At 62.4% G+C, this 20,993-nt stretch carries 16 protein-coding genes; 11 read left to right on the plus strand and 5 right to left on the minus strand.

The window, feature by feature from the left end; translation table 11 throughout:
* Positions 1–336: 336 nt before the first annotated feature.
* Both ACILSO_RS27700 and ACILSO_RS27705 read right to left on the minus strand, forming a co-directional pair.
* Complete coding sequence (locus tag ACILSO_RS27700) at positions 337–1,758, minus strand: DUF1501 domain-containing protein (RefSeq protein WP_395740736.1); 1,422 nt, start codon at positions 1,756–1,758, stop codon at positions 337–339.
* Positions 1,751–4,660, minus strand: a complete 2,910-nt coding sequence (locus ACILSO_RS27705; protein WP_395740737.1) for a PSD1 and planctomycete cytochrome C domain-containing protein — start codon at positions 4,658–4,660, stop codon at positions 1,751–1,753. The genes ACILSO_RS27700 and ACILSO_RS27705 overlap by 8 nt, the downstream gene beginning before the upstream one ends.
* A 117-nt stretch (positions 4,661–4,777) precedes the next feature.
* Here ACILSO_RS27705 and ACILSO_RS27710 point away from each other — a divergent pair, with 117 nt between their 5' ends.
* From ACILSO_RS27710 to ACILSO_RS27730, 5 genes are all read left to right on the plus strand, one after another.
* Positions 4,778–6,307, plus strand: coding sequence for a cryptochrome/photolyase family protein (locus tag ACILSO_RS27710; protein ID WP_395740738.1), 1,530 nt, complete (start codon positions 4,778–4,780; stop codon positions 6,305–6,307).
* A 5-nt stretch (positions 6,308–6,312) separates the two neighbouring features.
* Positions 6,313–6,789 carry a TspO/MBR family protein gene (locus tag ACILSO_RS27715; protein WP_395740739.1) on the plus strand — a complete coding sequence of 159 codons (477 nt, stop codon included), beginning with the start codon at positions 6,313–6,315 and terminating at the stop codon, positions 6,787–6,789.
* A gap of 14 nt (positions 6,790–6,803) precedes the next feature.
* On the plus strand, positions 6,804–7,106 hold the full coding sequence (locus ACILSO_RS27720) for a DUF3253 domain-containing protein (RefSeq protein WP_395740740.1): 303 nt from the start codon (positions 6,804–6,806) through the stop codon (positions 7,104–7,106).
* Positions 7,107–7,279: 173 nt separating this feature from the next.
* Positions 7,280–7,744: a hypothetical protein gene (locus ACILSO_RS27725; RefSeq protein ID WP_395740741.1), complete on the plus strand. Its 465-nt coding sequence runs from the start codon at positions 7,280–7,282 to the stop codon at positions 7,742–7,744.
* A gap of 80 nt (positions 7,745–7,824) precedes the next feature.
* Complete coding sequence (locus tag ACILSO_RS27730; protein ID WP_395740742.1) at positions 7,825–8,643, plus strand: oxidoreductase; 819 nt, start codon at positions 7,825–7,827, stop codon at positions 8,641–8,643.
* A 34-nt stretch (positions 8,644–8,677) separates the two neighbouring features.
* Here the strand turns inward: ACILSO_RS27730 and ACILSO_RS27735 are convergent, their stop codons facing one another.
* From ACILSO_RS27735 to ACILSO_RS27745, 3 genes are read right to left on the minus strand one after another with little or no spacing between them, the layout of a single operon-like run.
* Positions 8,678–12,115 carry a protein kinase domain-containing protein gene (locus ACILSO_RS27735; RefSeq protein ID WP_395740743.1) on the minus strand — a complete coding sequence of 1,146 codons (3,438 nt, stop codon included), beginning with the start codon at positions 12,113–12,115 and terminating at the stop codon, positions 8,678–8,680.
* A gap of 17 nt (positions 12,116–12,132) precedes the next feature.
* Positions 12,133–12,840, minus strand: a complete 708-nt coding sequence (locus tag ACILSO_RS27740) for a formylglycine-generating enzyme family protein (protein ID WP_395740744.1) — start codon at positions 12,838–12,840, stop codon at positions 12,133–12,135.
* Between the two features lie 21 nt (positions 12,841–12,861).
* A complete protein-coding gene (locus ACILSO_RS27745) occupies positions 12,862–15,846 on the minus strand; it encodes a serine/threonine-protein kinase (protein ID WP_395740745.1) in 2,985 nt (994 codons plus the stop codon).
* A 174-nt stretch (positions 15,847–16,020) separates the two neighbouring features.
* Between ACILSO_RS27745 and ACILSO_RS27750 the strand changes: the two genes are divergently transcribed.
* The 6 genes from ACILSO_RS27750 to ACILSO_RS27775 all read left to right on the plus strand — a co-directional run bounded on the left by ACILSO_RS27750 (position 16,021) and on the right by ACILSO_RS27775 (position 20,989).
* Positions 16,021–17,100, plus strand: coding sequence for a hypothetical protein (locus tag ACILSO_RS27750; RefSeq protein WP_395740746.1), 1,080 nt, complete (start codon positions 16,021–16,023; stop codon positions 17,098–17,100).
* An 82-nt stretch (positions 17,101–17,182) separates the two neighbouring features.
* Positions 17,183–17,713: an RNA polymerase sigma factor gene (locus ACILSO_RS27755; RefSeq protein ID WP_395740747.1), complete on the plus strand. Its 531-nt coding sequence runs from the start codon at positions 17,183–17,185 to the stop codon at positions 17,711–17,713.
* On the plus strand, positions 17,697–18,044 hold the full coding sequence (locus tag ACILSO_RS27760) for a hypothetical protein (protein ID WP_395740748.1): 348 nt from the start codon (positions 17,697–17,699) through the stop codon (positions 18,042–18,044). Before ACILSO_RS27755 ends, ACILSO_RS27760 begins: the two co-directional genes overlap by 17 nt.
* Positions 18,041–18,898 carry a Spy/CpxP family protein refolding chaperone gene (locus tag ACILSO_RS27765; RefSeq protein WP_395740749.1) on the plus strand — a complete coding sequence of 286 codons (858 nt, stop codon included), beginning with the start codon at positions 18,041–18,043 and terminating at the stop codon, positions 18,896–18,898. Before ACILSO_RS27760 ends, ACILSO_RS27765 begins: the two co-directional genes overlap by 4 nt.
* A gap of 23 nt (positions 18,899–18,921) precedes the next feature.
* Positions 18,922–20,346, plus strand: coding sequence for a hypothetical protein (locus ACILSO_RS27770; protein WP_395740750.1), 1,425 nt, complete (start codon positions 18,922–18,924; stop codon positions 20,344–20,346).
* Between the two features lie 172 nt (positions 20,347–20,518).
* Positions 20,519–20,989, plus strand: coding sequence for an RNA recognition motif domain-containing protein (locus tag ACILSO_RS27775; RefSeq protein WP_395740751.1), 471 nt, complete (start codon positions 20,519–20,521; stop codon positions 20,987–20,989).
* Positions 20,990–20,993 lie beyond the last annotated feature (4 nt).

Consider the following 20,993-nt stretch of genomic DNA (forward strand, 5'->3'; position numbering starts at 1 on the left):
AAGCGCATTACAAGCGCTCAGGAAAGCAGCACAGCACTGAAGGCAAAATCGCTTGGCAGAATGCCAGAATTTAACCGGCATTCCGGGCAGGCCTCTCTAAAAAGAGTGTTTTCACACAGCCTGGACAGCCCGCCCTACCCGCGCTGGGGGCCGGACCGGCTGAAGCCGGTACTACAATGCGGCGCTGGGTGGAGCGGTGGGGGTGGTGCGAGGACGCTGGGGAGGCAGCGTGCGCGGGGTGCTGGGTTCCGGACCGCCTAAAGGCGGAACTACAATACGGCGCTGGGTGGCGCGATGATGGAGCGGTGCGGAGAGGTGGGAGCGAGGACGAGTTGGCTACGCCAACAGGGGTTTCACGACGCGGGCGGGTTCGACACCGGTGAGGCGGAAGTCGAGGCCCTGGGAGCGGAAGGTGAAGCGTTCGTGGTCGATGCCGAGCTGGTGCATGACGGTGGCGTGGAGGTCGCGGACGTGGACGGGGTTTTCGGCGACGTTGTAGCTGAAGTCGTCGGTGGCTCCGTAAGTGATGCCGGGTTTGATGCCGCCGCCGGCCATCCACATGGTGAAGCAGCGGGGGTGGTGGTCGCGTCCGGCTTCGGGGCTGTCCCACTTGCCCTGACCGGCGACGCCGCGGCCGAATTCGCCGCCCCAGATGACGAGGGTGTCATCGAGGAGGCCGCGCTGCTTGAGGTCTTTGATGAGGGCGGCGCTGGGCTGGTCGGTGTCGCGGCAGCGGGCGGTGCACCAGCTTGGCAGGCGGCTGTGGTGGTCCCAGTCGGGGTGAAAGAGCTGGATGAAGCGGACGCCGCGCTCGGCGAGGCGGCGGGCGAGGATGCAGTTGGCGGCGTAGCTGCCGGCGCGGCGGGAGTCGGGGCCGTACATTTCGAAGACGTGGTCGGGTTCGTCCGTGAGGTCGGTGAGTTCGGGCACGCTGGCCTGCATGCGGTAGGCCATTTCGTACTGGCGGATGCGGGTGGTGATCTCGGGATCCTGCGTCTGCTCGAAGTGCATTTGGTTGAGCTCGGCGAGACCGTCGAGCATGCCGCGGCGAAGGTGGCGCGGGAGGCCGTCGGGGTCGGTGAGATAGAGGACGGGGTCTTTGGAGTTGCGGAGCTTGACGCCCTGATAGCGTGAAGGCAGGAAGCCGCTGCCCCAGTAGTGGTCGTACAGGGGCTGATCACTCGGGCGCTGCATTTTTGAAATGAGCACGAGGTAGTCGGGCAGATTTCGGTTCAGGCTGCCGAGGCCGTAGCTGACCCATGAGCCCAGGCTTGGGCGGCCGGGAAGCTGGTGGCCGGTGAGGAACTGGGTCATGGCGGGGGCGTGATTGATCTGGTCTGTCGTCATCGACTTGATGAAGCAGAGATCATCTGCGACGCCCTGGAGGTGAGGGAGCCATTCGCTGATGGTGGCGCCACTTTTGCCGCAGCGGCTGAACTGTGTGAGGCCGGGCAGGATTAGCTGCTTCTGGCCTGAAGTCATGGTGGTGAGGCGCTGTCCCTGGCGGACGGATTCCGGAAGCTCAGTGCCTGCCAGACGCATGAGGCCGGGCTTGTGATCATAGAGTTCCAGCTGCGAAGGGCCGCCGGAGTGCGTGAGGAAGATGACGCGTTTGGCCTTGGGTGCGAAATGCGGCAGCGAAGGGAGACCGGTGGCTTCCTGCTCTGCGAGCGAGTCGAGCGCCATGGCGCCGAGAGAGACGCCGGTGCACTGGCCGAGGAAGTAGCGCCGTGTGGTGTTGAGGGAGGATTCACTCATGGGTGATGGCTTCGTCGAGGTTGAGGACCAGGGTGGCCACGAGCGTGTGCGCGGCGAGTTCGGGCGTGGTCTGCAGCTTGCGTGTGTCTTCGGGGTGGGCGCGGTAGTAGGCCAGAGCGCGGTCGAGTTCGCGGTGGAGGACGGCGAGTTCTTTGGCGGTTGCGGCGCGGGATAGAACCGACTGATAGAGAAGCTGGAGGCGGTCTTCTGCTTTGGCGGCGAGCATGCGCGTGGCGAGGGCGCGGGAGGCTTCGGCGATGGTTTGGTCATTGAGCAGGGTGAGCGCTTGAAGAGGTGTGTTGGTGCGCGACATGGCGACTTCGCAGACGCGGCGCTGGGCGCTGTCGAAGAGGAAGGTGGGGGCGATGCTGCGACGCCAGAAGGCATACAAGGTGCGGCGGTGCTGGGCCGCGCCCTGGCTGGGCTCATAGGTGAAGCGGCCCATGAAGATCTCCTCCCACACGCCTTCGGGCTGGTGGGGGCGCACGGGCGGTCCGCCGAGGGCGGGATTGAGCAGGCCGGAGGAGGCGAGCGCGGCATCGCGTATCATCCATGCGGGGAGGCGGAAGCGCGGGCCGCGGGAGAGGAGGAGATTCTGAGGGTCTGCCGCAGTGGTGCGATCTGAAGACTGCTGATAGGTTTCGCTGGTGACGATGAGCTTGATGAGCTTCTTCACATCCCAGCCGTTCTCCATGAAATCGACGGCAAGCCAGTCGAGCAGCTCGGGGTGGGTGGGGCGCTGGCCCTGGAGGCCGAAGTCATCTGGCGTGCGAACGAGACCTGCGCCGAAGAGCATCTGCCAGACTTGATTCACGAAGACGCGGGCAGTGAGCGGGTTTTCCTTGGAAGTGATCCATTTGGCGAGGCCGATGCGGTCGCGTGCGAGGCCTGCGGGCCAAGGGGCGATGGCGGCGGGCACATCCCGCTGCACCACATCGCCTTTCTTGTCCCAGACACCGCGAACGAGGACGTGGGTGTCGCGCGGTTCTTTGCGCTCGGTGAGGACCATGACATTGAGCTTGCCGGCGGCGGACTGCACTTCCTTGAGCTGGGCATTGGCGCGATCGAGTGAGGCCTTGGCGAGTTGATACGGGGTGTGGTCTTCGAGGAACTGATCGAGCAGGCGGTGGCGGTCGGGGGTGCCGGCGGCGAGTTGTTCGAGAGGGGAGGGGCCAAGCTCTTTAACGGCGGGGCCGGGCTGGTCGGTGGCGGAGACACGGAAGCTGGAGATGTTCGCATCGCCATTGGTGGAGCGGTGGCGGAGTTCGAAGATGAGCTCCTCGTCGCTTTCGAGTGCCAGAGGTTCAGCGAGGCCGTAGAGCGCGGTGTGAGGCTGGTCTTTGGGGAAGCCCTTGGTGGTCCAGCCGTTGCGCGGGTCGTCGTCGAGGGTGCCTTTCACGTCGCCATACTCGCGGGCCTTGGCTTCGACCTTGGTGTCCGCGATGGCGTATTTGACGAGGATGTCGCGGATTTGTGAGCTGCCTTTGCGGCGCACCTGGACCTTGATGTCGGTGAGGATGAACTCGCCGTCTTTGCCGCGGGAGAGCGCGCCGTTTTGCGGAAGGACTTCGAGCTTCAATCCGGTGAGGCGCGGCAGCTTGATGGAGGTGGAGATGAGGCGGTAGTCGTCCTGCTTCGGATTCGGGCCGCTGGCGGTGACGATGCCGTCTCTGGCTTGCGCGAGTTTGGTGCCTTCCTGGGACTCGACACCGCCGTGGATGATGTGCCAGGCCTGGAAGCCGTTCTTCACGGCGGCCTGCTTTTCAGCGAGCCATTTTTCGAAGGGCTTCTCGGCATCGGCTTTCGCCTTGGCTTCGACAGGCTTGCGAGCATCGACGAGTTTTTGGGACTCCTCGACGGCGCGCTTGGCATAGGGAGACTGGTAGCTGAGGTAGGGTGTGGCTTTTGTGCCGGCGGCGCCGTCTTCATCGATGCTGTTGAAGAAGGCGTTGAGCGAATAGTAGTCGTGCTGGGAGACGGGATCGAACTTGTGCGAGTGGCACTGGGTGCAGCCGAGGGTAAGGCCGAGCCAGACGGTGCCCATGGTGTTGACGCGGTCGATGACGTAGTCGATGCGCGATTCTTCCTTGTCGCGGCCGCCTTCGCCGTTGGTCATGTGGTTGCGGTGAAAGCAGGTGGCGAGTTTTTGCTCGGGCGTGGCGTTAGGGAGGAGATCTCCGGCGAACTGCTCGAGGGTGAACTGATCGAAGGGCTTGTTGGCGTTGAAGGACTCGACCACGTAGTCGCGCCAGGGCCAGTTGGTGCGGGAGGCGTCGGACTGGAAGCCGTCGGTGTCGGAGTAGCGGGCGGCGTCGAGCCAGATCATGGCCATGCGTTCGCCGAAGTGAGGGGAGGCGAGGAGGCTGGTGGCTAGATCCTGGATGCTGGATGCTTGAAGCTGGATACCGGAAGCCGGAGGGAGGCCGGTGAGGTCGAAGGAGAGACGGCGGCGGAGGGTGTGGGCGGGGGCTTTGGGGGAAAGGGTGAGGCCTTCTTTGGCGAGGCGGGCTTTGACGAAGAAGTCCACGGGGTGGCCTTCGACCTTGGCTTTCACCGGTTTTTCGAGGGACCAGTGCCTGCCCCACTTCGCACCTTCGGCGATCCAGCGTTTGAGCATGGCGACCTGATCGGGCTTGAGCGCGGGCTTGTGCGACTTCGGAGGAGGCATGAGCTCGTCGGGATCGGTGCTGACGATGCGGGCCATAAAGTCGCCGGATTTCAGTGCTTCGCGGGCGCCTTCCTGAGTATCGAGGCGGAGGTCGGCCTTGCGATGCCCCGCATCCTGGCCGTGGCAGGAGAGGCAGTTGTCTGAGAGAAGGGGCATGACCTCGCGGCTGAAACTCACCGGGTCCGCAAGGGCGGAGACAGGCAGGGTGAGGAACAGAAGCAGGTGTTTCGGCATGGGGCGAAGCATGAAGAGATGAACGCGACTGGACATGCAGCGTGCTTGCATGGGCTTTGGACAATCCTGATATTTTTGCGTGACCGAGGAGGAAAGGGGAGACGTAAACCAACGCGCATGCCCCATGTCTCACGTCTCATCCTTGTACTTGGCGACCAGCTGGATTTGAAATCAGCGGCGCTGGAGGACTTTGATGCGAAGTACGATGCGGTGTGGATGGCGGAGGTGGCGGAGGAGTCGACCAAGGTGTGGAGCACGAAGGCGCGGATCGCGATGTTCATCACAGCGATGCGGCATTTTCGGGAGGCGCTGCGTGAGAAGGGCTGGAAGGTGATTTATCACGAGATGGGGGAGTGGCCGAATTTTGGCGAGGCGCTGCGGGCTGATCTGAAAAAGCTGAAGCCGGGCAAGCTGGTGATGGTGCAGGCCGGAGAGTGGGCGGTGCAGAGGGAGATCGAGAAGGTGGCGGGAGAAAACGAGGTGCCGCTGGAGGTGCGGGAAGACGGGCATTTTCTGTGCAGCCGGGAGGAGTTCGCCAAACACGCGGAGGGGCGCAAGCAGCTGCGGATGGAATTTTTCTACCGTGAGATGCGGCAGAGAACGGGCGTGCTGATGGAGGATGGAAAGCCGGCGGGTGGGCAGTGGAATTTTGATCACGACAACCGGGGGGCGTTTGACAAGCATGGACCGGGGCTGCGGGTGCCGCCGAAGAGGTTCAAGCCGGATGAGATCACGCAGGAGGTGATTGCGATGGTGAACGAGAGCTTCGCGAAGCACCCCGGGGCGCTGGAGGAGTTTGACTGGCCGGTGACGGCGCGGGAGGCGAAGGCGGCGCTGCGGGATTTCATCGAGCACCGGCTGGCGGAGTTTGGGAAGTATCAAGATGCGATGTGGACGCAGGAGCCGTGGCTGTATCATTCACGGTTGAGTGCGGCGATGAACCTGAAGCTGCTGGACCCGCGTGAGGTGCTGGCGGCGGCGGAGAAAGCGTGGCGGGAGGGCAAGGCGCCGCTGGCAGCGGTGGAGGGCTTTGTGCGGCAGATCCTCGGCTGGCGGGAGTATGTGCGTGGCATTTACTGGCATTTAATGCCAGAGTATCTGGAGCGGAACGCCATGCATGCGCAGGAGCCGCTACCCGGCTTTTACTGGACGGGGGAGACGGAGATGAACTGCCTGCGGGATGCGATCACGCAGACGCTGCGCCTGGGCTATGCGCACCACATTCAGCGGCTGATGGTGACAGGCTTGTTCGCACTGCTGTTTGGGGTGGACCCCAGGAAGGTGCACGAGTGGTACCTGGCGGTGTACGTGGATGCGGTGGAGTGGGTGGAGCTGCCAAACACGCTGGGCATGTCCCAATACGGCGACGGCGGCGTGATGGGGAGCAAGCCGTACGTGGCGAGCGGGAAGTACATCCAGCGCATGAGCAACTACTGCAGCGGCTGCAAGTATGATCCTGCGCAGAGCACGGGGCCGAAGGCCTGCCCGTTCACGACGTTGTACTGGGATTACCTGCTGCAGCACGAGCCGAAGCTGAGGCAGAACCAAAGGATGAGCATGCAGCTGAAAAACCTGGCGCGGCTGGATGAAAAGCAGCGCGGGGCGATCCACATGCACGCGAGACAGCTTCGGGAAGCGTATTCGTAAATACCATGAGTGCATCCTCCATCCAAAAACGCAGCGGCTGGGCGCTGGTGGTCTTTTTGCTGATCACCTTTGCCGCTCCGGCGCTGAGTGCTTTTATCGAGATGCCTGGGGAGTGGTATTCGGCGCTGCGGAAGCCGGCGCTCAATCCGCCGAGCTGGGTATTCGGGCCGGTGTGGATGACGTTGTACACGCTGATGGCGGTGGCGGCGTGGATGGTATGGAAGCGGCAGGGCTTTGGGGCGCCGCTGCGGATGTACTTCATTCAGCTGGCGCTGAACGCGGCGTGGACACCGATCTTCTTTGGGGCGCATGCCCTGGGCCTGGGCCTCGGGGTGATCGTGGCGCTGTGGGTGTCCATTCTGCTGACGTGGTTGAGTTTTCGAAAGGTCAATGCAGTGGCCGGATGGCTGTTTGTGCCGTATCTGTGCTGGGTCACTTTTGCGACCTATCTGAATTTCAGCCTTTGGTCGCTGAACGGTTGAGTGACGAAGGAGCCATGCCGAAATCTTCCACGGACAGATCGTTGATCAGAAATGCCACGGGAGTGGATGGGGTGATGATTCGAGAATGCCTTTTGCGGCTGGCAGCGAGCCGAAGCGAGGGGGCTACGTATTGCCCTTCAGAAGCAGCGCGGCAGCTCAGCGGGGAGTGGCGGCCGCTGATGCCGAGGGTGCGGGAGGTGGCGGCGGAGCTGGTGGATGAGGGGCTGCTGGTCTGCACGCAGAAGGGGGAGCCTGCCGATCCGGTCGCGGCGCGGGGGCCGATCCGGCTGGCGAGGGCGGCTGCTGCGGCGGAATGAAGCGTGGCAATTTTCGGAATGAGTTTTCGGAATGAGTTTTCGGAAGGGGGTCATGGAGACGCTCGGCGGAGGCTGGAGGACCAGCCTCCCTACCTCGCGGTGGACAATTGAGTTTCGTCATCCGGCATAGTTAGCGCACCTCCGTTAGCTTCATGGACGTAACCAGCTCCTGCATGGCTGTGCACACTCTTATTCATCAGCAGATCATCCCCGCGCCGGTGGCGGAGGTGTGGGAGTTTTTTGCCAATCCGCGGAACCTTGCGCGAATCACGCCGCCAGGGATGGGATTCTCGACGGACGAGAAAGACCTGCCTGCCGCCGTCCATCCCGGGCTCATGATCACGCACCGGCTGCGGCCGCTGCTGGGCATTCCGGTGACGTGGCTTTCAGAAATCACGTATGTGGTGGAGGGGCGACGGTTTGTGGATGAGCAGCGGGTGGGGCCCTATGCGGTGTGGCACCATGAGCATGACTTTGAGGATCTGGGAGACGGGCGAACGATGGCGACGGATCGAGTGACGTATGTGCTGCCCTTTGGTCCGCTGGGGGAGCTAGTGCATCCCTGGCTGGTGGCGCCGGAACTGAAGCGTGTTTTTGCCCATCGCGAGAAGGCGGTGCGGGAGATTTTTCGGGGCTGAAGGTTTGAAAGAATCCGGGCGGTGGCGGGTGCCGTATTTGCAGGCTGGCTTATCACTCCCCACCCGCAAACAAAACGCCCATGAGTTCTCAAAAATGGCTGATCACCGGATGTTCCAGCGGCTTTGGCCGTGCGATTGCCGAGGCGGCGCTGGCGGCCGGGCAGCAGGTCATTGCCACAGCACGCGACGTGCGCAGCATTGCGGATCTGGAGAAACCGGGAAGCTGTGAGGTGATGGCGCTGGACATTACCGATGAGGCGAACATCCGCGAAGTGATCGCGGCGGCGGGTGAGCTGGACGTGATCGTCAACAACGCGGGCTATGGGCTGATCGGCGCGGTGGAGGAATGCAGTGATGAGCAGATCCGCCGCAGCCTGGAGACGAATTTTTTCGGCCCGCTGAATGTGATCCGCGCGGCGCTGCCGGGCCTAAGGGCGCGGAAGCGCGGGCACATCGTGAACATCAGCGCGGCGGCGGCGATTTCGAACTATCCGGGCTTTGGCATCTACGGCGGAGCCAAGGCCGCGCTGGAGATGATGAGCGAGAGCCTGCGGCTGGAACTGGCGTCGCTGGGCATTCACGTGACGCTGGTGCAGCCGGGGCCGTTCCGCACGGACTTCATCGCACGTGGTCTGGAGAAGGCTGCCACGCAGATCGCGGAATATGACGGCAGTGCGCGGAAGTTTGCCGCCTTTCTGGAAACCGTGAACGGCAAGCAGCCTGGAGATCCGGCGCGTGCAGCGCAGGCCATTGTGAAAATGGTGCTGGATGGCGAGACACCGCCGAGGCTGCCGCTGGGCAAGTATGTGGTGAAGAAGATGCGGGACAAAGCCGCGGCACTCACTCGCGAGGCGGAGCGGTGGGGAGAAGTGGCGGCGTCGACGGATTTTACGGGCTGATCTGCTGCGGGCCTTGTGTGGAAACGCGAAGCCGTCAGGGAGCTTTTTTTGGGGCTTCGAGGACGATGCGGAAGCCGATGACAAATTCACGTTTGTCGGGAGCGCAATGGCCGCGGCCTGATGAGAGCAAGTTTTGATGCATCGCGTTTGCGGCGCCATAATGGAAGTTGAACCCGCGGGTGGCGCGTTCTTTTTGAGCGGCGTTGTACCAATCCTCCACCCATTCATCCGCGTTGCCACCGAGGTCATAGAGGCCGAGTTTGTTCGGTTTAAAGCTCATGACCGGAGCGGTTGTGGCAAAGCCGTCTTCGTACTCTCCAAGATAGGGTTCGGTCTTGAACTTTTCTGAATAGGTCATGTCCCGGTAGTTTCCAGCCTTGTCCTTGGTCTTTGGGGGAAAATCACCACCCCATGGGTATTCATCTTTCAGGACAAAGCGGAGGGATTCCGGAGTGGAGTCCTTGCGGCGGTCTTCCTGAGGGCCGATGCCCACGGCGATGCTCCACTCCTCGTCCGTAGGCAGGCGATAAGTTTTGCCTTCCTTCTTGCTGAGCCACTCGCAGAACTTGTGCGCTTCATCCCAACTGACAGAGACGACGGGATGGTCGTCTTTGTCCCCGACGGGGATTCCGTTGCGGTTGGCGTTTTTCCATGAGCCATCCACGGAGGGGTTTTCAGCAGCATAGGCGGCGTAGTCCTGGCGGCGTGTCTCGTGGATGCAGAACATGGTGTCGGTGCCTTTGACGGGGACAAACTTCATGCCGAGGCTGTTGGTGAATTCTTTGCCAGGGGAGATGCTTTGCGACGCAGTGGCTGCGGGTTGGGGGACTGAAACGGTGGCTGGCTGCGCTTTCGAATCGCGCAGGGCCTGCACCTGACGGGCTTCTTCGATTTTTCCTGCCTTGGTGAGATCGGAGACATAGACGTCCAGAGCACCGAGGTAGAGCTGGAGAAGAGGCGCGGCGGCGGCATCGCGTCTGGCGGTGAGCTGGGCCAGCGCGGCGCGGTAGGTGTCTCGGAGAGTTTTGAGAGATTCGGGTGTGTCTGCCGCATCTTCGGCGGGTACGGTGCCGCGGGTTTCGATGGTGGTTTTTTCCGCATCCAGCGCATTGATTTCGGCGAGGCTTCCCCTGGCCTGTGCAGTGGCACGGGCGCGGGCGATGCCGTTGGCGACGTAGCTTTGATTCAGCGCGGTGATGGCGGCGAGATAGGGTTTCTGGGCATCGGAGTCGTAGCGTGATTGATAGCCTGCTTCGAGTTGAGCGAGGCGAGGGTCCGCAGGTGGCGCTGGTCCGGCGGAAGGAGGGGCTGGCATCGCTGGTTCCGGAGCGGCGGGTTGGGCAGGCTTCACCATCTCGACCACCGCCGGGGCGGCCTGAGGGGATGGAGCAGACTTTGCGGGTGGCGCATCATCCCATTCGACGAGGAAGGACAGGGCTTCGTAGGTCTGGGGCACATCATCCCAGCTTTTGGAATGAATCGTGGCCACTTCGACTTTCTGGTTTTTGTCGTTGGGAAAGCTTGTCATCCAAGGCTGCAGGGAGAAGGGCTCGCCGGTGATCCATTCCCAAGGACCGTCTGGTGCCTTAGGCTGGATGGCGCCGATGAAGAAGCGGTCTGCGTTCTTGGCATCGGCAGTTTTTTTGAGCTGGGGGAAGATGTTTTTGTTCACCCATTCGTTCTCCTCCCTGGTGGTGATGGTGGCGAGGTGGCCGCCCATGGACTCGGCCCTGGCTTTGGCGGCATCCCATTTGAGCTTGTTGGTCACGATCTGGTAGCGGTGGCCTGCGAAGGTGAGGATGGGAGTGGCAGGTGGCGGGCTGCCATCGTCGTCCCATTCGATGATGAAGCCCTGGCCACGGTTGCCACTGGGCTGGACTTTCCATTGAAGCCTGCCACCCCTTTCCAGGCAGAGCATGCGCATTTCACCGGCCTTGAAGGAGAAGCTGGGCTTGTAAGCAAAGGTTTCTCCCGTGACCCAGGTCCAGTCAGGTGTGGGGCTGGCCATGCCGCCGATGAAGGCAATGTCTTTGTCTTTGGGGAGGCTGTCGCGAAACGACCGGTTGATGAATTCATCTTCCTCCTTGCTGGTGATTGTGGCGAGATGGGCTCCCATGGAGACGGCTTTAGCCCGGGCCTCTGTCCAGGAATCCTTTCCAGCGATGAACTGGTAGCGGTGGCCGGCGAAGGTGAGCACTGCGCTGGTCTGTGGAGTGGGTTCGGCGGGTTTGGGTGCGGTCGAAGGCTTGGATTCTGGCTTTGGCTTTTGCTCCTTTATCTGCGCAACGGGATCGGGCGCGGTGTTTTCTCCGGAGCCTGGAAACAGAAACAAGGCAGCGGCTGCAATCGTCGAGACTGCGGCGATGCCATAGTAGATGCCGGCGCTGGATTTCTGCGCGGTGGATTCGATGTTTTGAGCGCTCGGAACCGACTTTGCCGGCGGGCCGGCTGCCGGGGGTGGCTGCTCAGAGCGCACGGGTGCGCTGGTGCTGCCGGGTTTCTGCTGCTGGGGCGGGCCGGGGGTTTTAGCTGCTGGCTTCTGCGGAAGATCGCGGGGTTTGACGGAGATGGTGCGCACGCCCTGCCTGGCCAGGGGCGTGGTGAGGATGACGTCCAGATCACGACGAATGTCGAACGCAGTCTGGTAGCGCGCTTCACGATCCATCTGCATGCATTTGCCGATGATATTGTCGAAACGCAGGTCCGTGGCGCAGGTGACGCTGGGCATGTGGAAGGCGCCGCGAGGGACCTGGCCGGTGAGCATGTTGTAGAGCATGACGCCGACGGCGTAGAGATCGGCGCGTGAATCAACGATCATGCCGGGAGTGAGCGCCTCCGGGGCCACGAAGTCCGGAGTGCCCATGGCCATGTTGGTCTTGGTGAGGCCCGCGTCGCCGGCGTCGGCGGTTTTGGCGAGACCGAAGTCGGCCACTTTGACCTGGCCTTCCATGTTGAGGAGGATGTTGGCGGGTTTGATGTCCCGATGCACAACGCCGTGGGTGTGGGCGTACTGCAGCGCATCGCAAACATGGGCCGAGATGGCGAGGGCGTGCTCGGGCGGGAGCTTGCCCTGGCTCTGGATCATCTTCGCTACATCGGTGCCGTCAATGAACTCCATGACGATGTAGAGCTGGTGGTCGGAGGTTTCCCCGAAGTCATACACATGAACGATGGCCGGGTGGTTCATTTTGGCCATGGTGCGCGCCTCGTTTTTGAAGCGCTCGACGAACTGCATGTCGTTGTCTGCGGCCTCAGGAGGGAGGAGCTTGATGGCGACGAGACGGTCGAGGGATTTCTGGCGGCCTTGGTACACGGCACCCATGCCGCCCTTGCCGATGATGCCTAAAATCTCATAGGCTGGGAGCAGTTCCTGCAGATGCTCCGGACTGGGCGGCTGCCAACGGAGATGGCCTCCTGTGGTGCGCTGATAGTTCGCGGGTGTGGCCCCGGGAGAAGATGGGTCTTCAGGCATGGGATGGAGAAAAATCGTCAGGGGTCTTTTTTGCCCGGGGCTTCCAGCACCACTCGGAAGCCGTTGAAGTGGCGGGCGATCAAGGGGCCGTCAAAGGAGCGGAAGGAGGACAGGAGACGGCGGCCGTCGGATTCCATGAAGGAACCACCTCGAAGCGTGCGGGTGGTTTGACTGGCATTGAACCAGTCATCCACCCACTCGAGCGCATTGCCGCCCATGTCGTAGAGGCCAAGTTTGTTGGGCTTGAAACTCATCACGGGAGAGGTGGTGGCAAAGCCGTCGTCATACTCAGCGATGGAGCCGATGCTGGGGAATTGGATGGCGGAGGTCTTGTCAGCGTAATTTCCCGCGCGGTCGGAAGGAGGAAAGCTGCCGCCCCATGGGTAAGAGTTCGGGTCGTTTTCATTGAGCGATTCGGGTGTGGCGCCGGCGGGGCGCTGCCCTTCCTTCATGCCCGCGGCGATGCTCCATTCCGCATCGGTGGGGAGGCGGTAAGTCCGGCCTTCTTTTTTGGTGAGCCAGGCGCAGAAGGCCTGGGCCTCCGTCCAGCGCACGTTCAGCACGGGGTGGTCATCCTTGTCACCGCAGGGAACATCCATCTGTGTGACTTTCACCCAGTCTTCGCGGACGCCGGGATTCGCCGCGGCATAGGCGGCGTAGTCCTGCCGGCGCGTCTCGTGGATGCAGAACAATAGGTTGGTGCCTTTGACGGGGACGAACTTCATGCCGATGGAGTTGCTGAAGCCTTATTTGGGAGGAGGTGGCTGTGGAGGGCCGCTTGACGTCGGTGTGGGAAGCGGGCCGGAGAAGGCTCCGCGACTGGCTGAGACTTCCTCACGCAGCGAGCTGACTTGTTTCGCCTCATCGATTTTGCCGGCCTTGGTGAGGGTGGTCACGTAGGCATCCAACTCCCTGAGATGGATGTCGAAGAGCGGCGGGATTTTGGCATCGCGCTCAGAGGTGATTTTTGCCAGAGTGGCGCGGTAGGTGGTGCGCAGGGATTTGAGCGAGGCGGGTGTGGTGTCCGCGTCGGTGGCGGGAACACCGTTGCCCGTGGTGACGGCGTTTTTTTCCGCATCGAGGGCGGAGACTTCCGCGAGGCTGCCTTTTGCCTGAGCCGCAGCACGTGCCCGTGCGATCCCGGTGTTCACGTAGCTTTGATTCAAGACGGCGAGCGCGGCGAGGTACGGCCGCTGGGCATCAGACTCATAGTGTGAACGGAAACCGGCTTCGAGCTCGGCAAGCTGCGGATGAGCGGCGAGCAGGGCGGCTTTTTGCTGGGCGGCGACGTCCACCTCCCGCATCTCGATGGAATGATAGGTGATGTCTCCGATGCAGACACCGACGGCGAAGATGGGGCCGCTTTGGATGCGCTGCTGCAGGAAGCTTCCGTTCGTCTGCGTGAGAGATGACCAGGGGCCGTCCCAGCGAAGAATTTCTTCGCCATCCAGCAGGACTTTCAGACCGTTTTCGCGGGCTTGGAAAAGCACCTCCCGCTTCAGCCCTGGCTGGAAATAGTGCCGGGCATTTTTCACCTCAAGGGACCGGCCGTTACTGGAAATGACGGCGCCTACTTCGTTGTTGTTGTCTTTGTTGCCGGTCCAGCTGTCGAGAGTCACTCCAGCGCCGGAACTTCCGTGAGTCAGGGCGAAAAACAAAGCAGCCCCCATGGTGGGGCGGGTGAGACGGATGCGAAGGTCGTAATTGGCAGGAATGGTTGCGACGGGAATCTCGAGCGCCCGGTGGGAGGAGTCCACCCCCCGGCCGCGCAACTCCCCTCCCGTGACCTGCCACTCACCGCTGATGGAGTGCCTGGCGGGATCGATCTTTGGGATGAGATCGGTCCAGCCGACAGAGTCTGCCGGAGATCGGGGTGGCGGAGCGGGAGGTGATGGCATCGGCGAGGGAACGGGTGCCGATGACGATGGCTGAGGCGGTGAAGCGGGTGGCGCAGTGGGAGCGCTGGCGAGGGAGGTGGTGGCGGCAGGAGGAGAGACGCCCTGGGTGACGCGGATGGAGTGGAGGGTGAGTGGCGGGCCATTTTTTGTCTCACCGCCGATATTGACGTGGTCCGGCTTTATGGAGGTCCAGTTCGCCGGGCTGGCGACACCTGCGTCCTCCACATCGCTGACCTGTTTCCCGTCAGAGAAGATTTGTACTCTGTGGCGTGGGCCGACGACAGCTCTGAGGGAATGCTGCGGGCCAGCCGCCCATGGGTTCTGAATGCTTTTGCGCACGCTGCCGTGAAAAACGGCGAGTTCGCCCTCAAACAGGGTGAGGGGAATCCAGCCTTGCGGCGCGGGAAGGATCAGCTCCAGGTACCCTTTGGAGGCTGGAGGGATGGAGAAGATGACTTCGCACTCATAGGCACCTTGAAGACGAGTGGGAACGGAGAAAGAGGGAAATTCATCGGCAGGAACATGGATGCAGAGGATTTTGCCGTCCTTCATCTGCCACGATTTGCTGTCTGGAAGACGGAGATCGCGGGGGAATTCGACCCCGGAAAAATTCTTTGTCTTCGCGGATTCCGCAGCGGGCGGTGGCGGTGTGGGAGCGGGAACGGGAGGTGAACTTTCAGCAGAGGCGGTGGGCGGTGTGATCTGGGTGCCGGAGGATTCAGATTTTTTCCCCGGCATCAGGAAGAAGAGGCCGGCGATGAGAACGACGACAGCGGCGATACCGAGCACGGGACCAAGGCTGGATTTTTTGACCGGGGCGGGCACCCGGCGGGGCGGCTGGTCCTGAGATCGGCGCGGGGGCGGCGGGCCGGACGGAGCTCTCTGTGCAGCGGCGGCCTGCGCTTCTTCGAGTTTGCGGGCCTGCGTGGCCCGTGCAGCGGCTTCGGCAGCTTCCTGCTGCTGCTGGATGATGAGGGCGCGCGGCGTGGTGAGGATGCTGTCGAGTTCCTGGCGAATTTCCGCGGCGGACTGGTAGCGGGCCTCGCGGTCGGTCTGCATGGCCTTGGAGATGATCGCATCAAAGCGGGGATCCGTGCCGATCCTGGAACCGGGGAGAGTCCACATGCCGCGCGGGATTTCTCCGGTGAGCATCTGGTAGAGCATCACGCCGATGGCATAGAGGTCGGCACGACCGTCCAGCGGCATGCCAGGGATGAGGGCTTCAGGGGCGACGAAGTCGGGAGTGCCCATGGCCATGTTTGTTTTCGTCAGGCCGCTCTGGCCGGCATCGCTGGCCTTGGCGAGGCCGAAGTCCGCGACCTTCACAGCGCCCTCGGTATTGATGAGGATGTTCGCGGGCTTGATGTCGCGATGGATGATGCCGTTGCGGTGCGCGTAGTTGAGCGCATCGCAGACATGAGCGGTGATGGAGAGCGCGTAGTCTTCAGGGAGCCTGCCCTGGGAGATGATCATCTTCGACACGTCCGTGCCGTCGATGAATTCCATGACGATGTACAGCAAGCCGGTCTGGGTTTCGCCGAAGTCGAACACGCTGACGATGCTGGGATGGCTCATACGGGCCATGGTGCGGGCTTCGTTTTTGAAACGAGCGGCGAACTGGGCTTCATCGTCATCTTCGATCAAATCGAGGGGCAGCACCTTGATGGCGACGGGGCGGTCCAGGGAGACTTGGACGGCCTTGTAAACGGCACCCATGCCGCCACGGCCGAGAAGCGAGACGAAGTGATACTGTGGGAGCAGGGCCTGCATCTCTTCCAGAGACGGCGGCTGCCAGCCTTTGGAGGGTTTCGAGCCAGAAGTTGCAGTGCTCATAGGGAAAAGTCGGGGGAACGACCAGCATGACATCCTAGCAAGGACTGTTCCGAATCCGCAACTGTGATTTTGAGATTGGAAACGGCAGCGGGGAAAGCGGCGTGGTGTAGCCTGCGCAGGGGATGATCGTTTGTTCGACTTGAGGAAAGTTGAAGCGTAAACAATGGGCTGCGCATGAAGATCCCTGTTTCCTACGAATTGAACGGTCGCCGCCGCTGCCTGCTGGTGGAGGACGGGGAGACGATTCATCTCGGGCGAGGAGAAGCGTGCCAGCTACGGATGGATGCTGAAGGTGTGAGGGATGAGGAGATGGCGGTGCAGTTTGTGAATGGCTGCCAGCTGGTGGTGGTGCATCCTGGCGACGGGAGTGTGCCTTACGCACAGCCGCTCCCGTGGAAGGTGAAGGTGGGAAGGCATGAGCTGGAGCTGTGCAGGCCTTTCCGGATGGAGCAGGGCAAGGCCGGGCGTGAAGTGGTGTTTCAGGGAGTGGGAGCCGGGGACTTGCGGATGGTGCTGGCGAATGACCAGCCGCTGCTGCTGGGGGCGGGACAGACGTGTGATGTGGTGATTTCTGATGCGGGCTGTCCGGAGATGCTGCTGGCGCTTTGGCCTGCGGCAGGAGGGAAGGTTTTTGTGCAGGTGCTGGACGACAGCGCGGTGGTGGGGTGGCTGGGCCGTGCGGGTGAAGGTGAGGCGGAACTGGAGCTGCCGCTGAGTTTGAGCATTGGAGGACGGGTGATCTTGGTCAGGGCGGGTGATGCCGCCACCAGCCATGGTCATGCCCCCACGGCAAAGACAGCGGCCCCAGCGCTGGCGGCGCTGCCGAAAATGCCGGGCATCCAGGCCAAGCACCTGGACTACGCCCCGAAGATTGTGTCGCGACAGGCGAAGACCGCCCAGGAAAGCAGGCTGGAGGCGGGCCCGCCCGTGCATACCTCTGAGCCTGCGGCGCCAATACCGGTGGTGCAGGCGGCGCTGTATGCCAGCAGCCCAGTGCCGCTGCCGAATCCTTCGGCGCTGGTGGGACGAGATGAGCCGGCGCTCCTGCCGGAGCCGGTCATCCCGGCGCCCGCGCCCTACAGCCCCACCGTTTTTCTACTTTTCAGCTGGCTGCTGGTGGCGCTGGCGTTTGCGGTGGCGCTGCTGCCAGGGCGCGGTTTCCTTACGCCGGAGCAGCTTGTCCAGCTATGGTATGCGGCCGGAGGGACGCTGATCCTGACACTGCTGCTGGGACTGGGGGTACTGCTCAAATGAGAAGGTGAGCGGTGGAAGGGGCTGGTTTTTTACGGGTGTGTGTCATACAGCGGAGCATGCCGCGCCACACAGCGGAAAATGAATGGAACGCGCCATTGCCGACCAGCTCGAAGCTCTGCACGCCGACGCCTTTGGCTGGGCGCTGCACTGCTGTGCGGGAGATCAGTCACGAGCGGAGGACGTGCTGCAAAACGCGTATCTGAAGCTGGCGCAGGAGCGGGCAGGGCACGACGGGCGCTCCAGTTTCAAGACGTGGTGGTTTGGGGTGATCCGCTTCACGGCGCACGAAGAGTTTCGGCGGCTGCGGTACCGGGAGTCTTTGCTCGGCAGGCTGCTGCTGCAGATCTCCGGAGACGGGCACGATCCACGCCCCTCGCCGGCTCGAAAGATGGAAGTGGACGAACGCAATGCCGAGCTGCGGCGCTGCCTGGCGCAGCTGCCTGCGAGGCAGGCGGAGGTGCTGCATTTGGTATTTTACCAGGATCTAACCCTGAACGAGGCGGCGAACGTGATGCGAGTGAGCATCGGCTCCGTGCGCCAGCATTACGAACGAGGCAAGGCGCGCCTGCGCCAGCTGCTGCAACCCGAACCCTCCCATGAGACAAAGCTCTGACGACGACCTGATGGAGGCCTTTGCGCATGCGCGCCGGTGCGATCGTGCCGATGCACCTGCATGGCGCCCGGAACTGCTGGAACTTCGAGAGAGGCGGCCTGGGAGCGTGCGGCGCTGGATGGTGCCCGCCCTGGGGACGGCCTGTGCGCTCGCTGCAGTTTTTCTTCTGTCAGAAGGGCCGCGAAATGAACGCCCGCTGAGCGAGGCGCTGCCACCGCTGCTAGACTCGCCGCCAGGAGAGCTGTTTGCGGGCCTGGAGCCGTCCCTGCTGACGTTTGAAGCGCCTTCGGACTTTCTTTTGACCTCTCATCTCAACCCCTACATCCCATGAAAAAGATCCTTTGCTGTTTGTTTCTCTCCCTGGCCAGCCTGCCAGCCGCTCACGTCGAAGACTGGCTCAAGAGCGGGCTGCTGCATCCTGACATGATCGCCACTGTGCGTGACGAACTGGGGCTGACCCAGGACCAGCAGGCAAAGCTGAACGCACAGCTCGGCGAGGCGCGGAAGCAGGCGGAGCCCCTGGAACAGGCCGTGAAAGAACAGCAAAAGGCGTTGGGACATCTGCTGCAGGATCAAGGCACCAGCGCCGATGTGGCGGCGGCGCAACTTTCCAAGCTCCTGGAAGCGGAGGCGGCGGTGAAACAGCTGCAACTGCGAGCACTGATAGGAGTGCGCGACGTTTTGACGCCGGAACAGCTGGCCAAGGCGCGGAAGCTGGGGCCACCGAAGGCGATGGCTGCGGGAGGCACAGGCAGCAGCGGCGGACTGGAGGCAAAGGTGAATGAGAAAGCCGGGAAGCTGAAGGCGGCCCTCGAAGCGCTCGGCGTGCCGCCGACGGAGGCGATGAAGTATCGGGGGGGCGAAATTGAAAAACTGATCAAAAGCGGGCAGTATGCGGAAGCCGATGCGAAGCTGGACGAACTGTATGCGGACTCGCACTACAAAGAGCTGGAAGCTGAAGTCGAGAAGGTGGACTTCTCCAAATTTGAGCCAGGCAGCACGGACCTGACCACGCTGCAGGAGCGCTTTGAAACCGTGAAGGCGGCGGGGCAGGAGATTGTGTCACTGCCACTGCTGCGCGAACTGCTGCAGGCAAAGGAAGCCTTTGAAGCGGCGAAGGATGCGCAGGACGCGGAGAAGGTGGGACGCATTCTCACCTATGTGGAAGGCAAGCTGAAGAAGTAGTCCTGCAAGCCCCCCACCGGTGTATGCGCAGGCTTGTCTTTCTGGTGCTTCTTGGTGGAGTTTCAGCGGCCGCGCTGACGCCTGATGAGGCGGAGGCGCGGCTGCGGATGGCAGTGCAGATCGCGCGTGAGCGCAACGATCGTGCGCTGGTGGCGAGGGTGGAGAAGCTGGCACGGGAGCTCAAAGCGGCGCTGCCGGCCGATGCGGAGGCGCGGCTGCGCGAAGCGGAGACCGCCGTGGGCATTGACCCCGGCGGGTGGGCGATGGCGGGGCAGCCGCTGTTTCATCCCACGGCGGAGATGAAGGCGAGGCAGCCTGATCTTCATGCGCGACTGGCGCAGGCGATGAAGAGTGATGACGCGGCGCAGGTGCGGGTGGTGACGCAGGAGATGCTGAAGGTGCTGGGTGATCAAGCGGGTGTGCCGGATGGACGACGAGCAGGCAAGAAAGCAGACCCAATCACACTCGGTGAGGCCGAGGCGACGCGGCTGTTTGTGGAGGCATTGAAGAGCGAGGGAAGGCGGGTGCGTCAGCTCAGCGAGGGGCAGCTTCTTCCAGATCAGATGCTGCGGCTGTATGCGGATATTCTGAGCGGGGTGACGCATGTGCGGCCGTTTGCGGAAAAGCATCAGCCGGAGGCGGTGGTGGAACTGGACCGGCTGACGAGCGGGGTGGCCGGCATCTTGGTCCGCTTGCAGCAGCCTGCGGGCTTTTTTCCGTTTCCAGATCTGCGCGGCAAAAACATCCGCTTTGGAGACATGATCACGCGGCGGATGGAGGCTGGCACTGCGGAGGTCAAAGATGGGTGGGTGATTTCTGCTGATCCGGATGGAGGCACGCAGTTTGACACGGGTGTGTGCGGTACGGCACTGCTGCAGGCGGGTGTGTTGCACCAGAATGCAAAATGGAAGCAAGCCGGACTGCGGGCCGCTGACTGGGCGCTGACGCAGCAGTGCTGCGCGAACTTTAATTACAACGCCTTCTCCGTCTCGTTGCTGACGCAGGCGTATCTGGCCACGGGAGATGTGAAGTATCTGGATGGAGCGTTGAAAAAATTTCGTGTGGGAGTGGCTCCGGGGCAGGCACCGAACGGGCGCTGGATGGATGCGCACAATGCGCGCACGGTTTACCACGTGATCATTCTGCGTGCGCTGGAAGACCTGGCACTCACGCTGCCGCAGGAACGCAGACAAGAACGAGAGGAGGCAGAGGCCGTGCTGAAACCGGCACTCAAAGCTCTGCTGGATGAGTTTGACGCGATGGGTATGACGGTGGAGGCGCTGCCGGAGCTGCAGATTTTGACGGCGCTTTATCCCAATGACGGGCGTTTGAAAATCGCGGTACAGGCGATGGCCGGGAGCGTCATTGCCAAATGTACGGACGGGAAACAGGTGAAACTGGGGGCCGGTGTGACCCAGCTGGCGTGGGTGGCGGGGGTGGAACCGTAGAAAAGTTTCGTTTGCCTTTGGCCCGTTTCCGGCGATAAAACGCCGTAAGTCACCTGTTAAGGGTCAGGCTCAGTCGTTCATCAGGTGATTTTGAAATCCGTTGGTGTTCATATACCGATGATCGGGGCTGGTTCTGACACGAGGCAGAGGACGGCACCCAACAAAGAAAGATATGAATACCAAGATGTACGTGGGCAACCTGCCCTTCGCCGCTCAGGAACAAGACGTCCGTGAGCTGTTTTCCCAATATGGTGGTGTCACCGAAGTCTTCCTCCCGATGGACCGTGAAAGCGGCCGTCCGCGTGGTTTTGCCTTCGTGACCATGGACTCCGCAGAAGCAATGAATGCTGCGATCAATGCGCAAAACGGCCAGGAATTCATGGGCCGCAAGCTTGCCATCAATGAAGCCCGCCCACGTGAAGAGCGTCCGGCAGGCGGCGGTGGCGGCGGTGGCCGTGGCGGCTACGGTGGTGGCGGCGGCGGTGGCCGTGGCGGCTACGGTGGCGGCGGTGGTGGCGGCGGCTACGGTGGTGGCGGCGGCGGCGGTGGCCGTGGCGGCTACGGTGGCGGCGGCGGCAAGCGTGGCGGTGGCGGCGGCTATGACCGTGGCAACCGCGGCGGCGGCGACGAAGGCGGCTGGTAAGACC

Origin of the sequence: Prosthecobacter sp. (assembly GCF_044226605.1) — a bacterium.
GTDB lineage: Bacteria > Verrucomicrobiota > Verrucomicrobiia > Verrucomicrobiales > Verrucomicrobiaceae > Prosthecobacter.

Coding starts and splice junctions, on each gene's coding strand:
- ACILSO_RS27710 (WP_395740738.1), top strand. CDS start 4,778: ATGCCCCATGTCTCACGTCTCATCCTTGTACTTGGCGACCAGCTGGAT.
- ACILSO_RS27765 (WP_395740749.1), top strand. CDS start 18,041: ATGAAAAAGATCCTTTGCTGTTTGTTTCTCTCCCTGGCCAGCCTGCCA.
- ACILSO_RS27725 (WP_395740741.1), top strand. CDS start 7,280: ATGGCTGTGCACACTCTTATTCATCAGCAGATCATCCCCGCGCCGGTG.
- ACILSO_RS27775 (WP_395740751.1), top strand. CDS start 20,519: ATGAATACCAAGATGTACGTGGGCAACCTGCCCTTCGCCGCTCAGGAA.
- ACILSO_RS27715 (WP_395740739.1), top strand. CDS start 6,313: ATGAGTGCATCCTCCATCCAAAAACGCAGCGGCTGGGCGCTGGTGGTC.
- ACILSO_RS27745 (WP_395740745.1), bottom strand. CDS start 15,846: ATGAGCACTGCAACTTCTGGCTCGAAACCCTCCAAAGGCTGGCAGCCG.
- ACILSO_RS27735 (WP_395740743.1), bottom strand. CDS start 12,115: ATGCCTGAAGACCCATCTTCTCCCGGGGCCACACCCGCGAACTATCAG.
- ACILSO_RS27750 (WP_395740746.1), top strand. CDS start 16,021: ATGAAGATCCCTGTTTCCTACGAATTGAACGGTCGCCGCCGCTGCCTG.
- ACILSO_RS27700 (WP_395740736.1), bottom strand. CDS start 1,758: ATGAGTGAATCCTCCCTCAACACCACACGGCGCTACTTCCTCGGCCAG.
- ACILSO_RS27740 (WP_395740744.1), bottom strand. CDS start 12,840: ATGAAGTTCGTCCCCGTCAAAGGCACCAACCTATTGTTCTGCATCCAC.
- ACILSO_RS27755 (WP_395740747.1), top strand. CDS start 17,183: ATGGAACGCGCCATTGCCGACCAGCTCGAAGCTCTGCACGCCGACGCC.
- ACILSO_RS27720 (WP_395740740.1), top strand. CDS start 6,804: ATGCCGAAATCTTCCACGGACAGATCGTTGATCAGAAATGCCACGGGA.
- ACILSO_RS27770 (WP_395740750.1), top strand. CDS start 18,922: ATGCGCAGGCTTGTCTTTCTGGTGCTTCTTGGTGGAGTTTCAGCGGCC.
- ACILSO_RS27705 (WP_395740737.1), bottom strand. CDS start 4,660: ATGCCGAAACACCTGCTTCTGTTCCTCACCCTGCCTGTCTCCGCCCTT.
- ACILSO_RS27730 (WP_395740742.1), top strand. CDS start 7,825: ATGAGTTCTCAAAAATGGCTGATCACCGGATGTTCCAGCGGCTTTGGC.
- ACILSO_RS27760 (WP_395740748.1), top strand. CDS start 17,697: ATGAGACAAAGCTCTGACGACGACCTGATGGAGGCCTTTGCGCATGCG.